The 1,115-nt window shown below is 60.3% G+C and carries 1 protein-coding gene; it reads right to left on the bottom strand.

Going from position 1 to position 1,115, the window contains the following annotated elements:
* Positions 1 to 758, bottom strand: a 758-nt coding sequence (locus tag A2I95_RS41110; RefSeq protein ID WP_291738041.1) for an FAD-dependent oxidoreductase, incomplete at its 3' end; no start/stop codon positions are given.
* Positions 759 to 1,115 lie beyond the last annotated feature (357 nt).

Genomic DNA, 1,115 nt, shown 5'->3' with positions numbered 1-1,115 from the left:
GGTCTAAAGAGCTCTGGAACCGGCCGATCGAACCTGGCGGCAAGCTCGGCGCACCAAGGGCCGGCAGCATTCACCACGACAGGGGCCCGCAATTCCTCCTCATAGCCTTGCGGCCGCCGCACCTTCACGGCCGTCACCGAGCCCCGGTCAGTTTCGAGCGCCAGAGCTTCGGCCTGCTCGACGACGGTGGCACCCGATGCTTCGGCCCTGGTTCGCAGAGCCGCGACAAGGGCGGCGCCATCTTCTGCGACCGCATCGTTCCAAAGCGCCCCGCCAAGAAGACCATCTGTCCGGATCTGCGAACAGGTTTTCCGCACGTCCGAGGCGCTCAAAACGCGCCCGCGCGCAAGAACGCTATCGGGCGATAGCCCCGCGTTTCGATCCAGTGTCAATACCGCGTCGAGGGCAAATGCGGCCCGAAACACCGCCGGATGCCGCATCTTTCCCCCATAGAGCGGCATGAGGAAGCCCATCGGATGAACAAGGTCGGGAAAGTTGCGCAGGAACCAGCGGCGTTCGGTAATGGATTCACGAAGTCGCGGGATGTCCAGTGTTTGAAGGTACCGCAGACCACCGTGCAGAATACGAAACCAGTTCGCACTTGTTGCGCCACCGATCTGATTGCGCTCGACAATCGCAGCGCGCAAACCAGCGCGGCCCGCTTCGAGCCCGATCATCAAACCGTAGACACCACCGCCGATCACGATGATATCGAACTGTTCATGCGCCGCGTGAGCGGGGTGAGGACGTAAATTCACAAATGTCTCGCCTATTTCCGAAAGCACAAGCAAGGCCCAAAAAAGACCAGATGGAACAATTCCCGTAGCTTAGGTATCACACGCCGGCCCTCAGCCAAACTCTTTGCGGGCCGGGCTTGTCCTGCGAATCACAGCGGTCTCCAATTGGGTCGGCAGAGGCATTCCACAGCAACGGATTCGACGGCGCGCCGCCCTGAGGCACCCGGCATGCCGAGGATCAGAAACAAACGCGATCGGCGCTGCGTATTGGCGACAACTCCTCTAATGAGCCTGCACCATAATGCTTCCCGGCAACAAAATCTTGACACGGTCAGCGATTCAGCGGTCTCTTTGATTGGCTCTCGAAAGGAATCGGGC

Source organism: Leisingera sp. F5 (assembly GCF_001593695.1).
The sequence above is the reverse complement of the archived record's forward strand: the minus strand, read 5'-3'. Positions and strand labels throughout refer to the sequence as shown.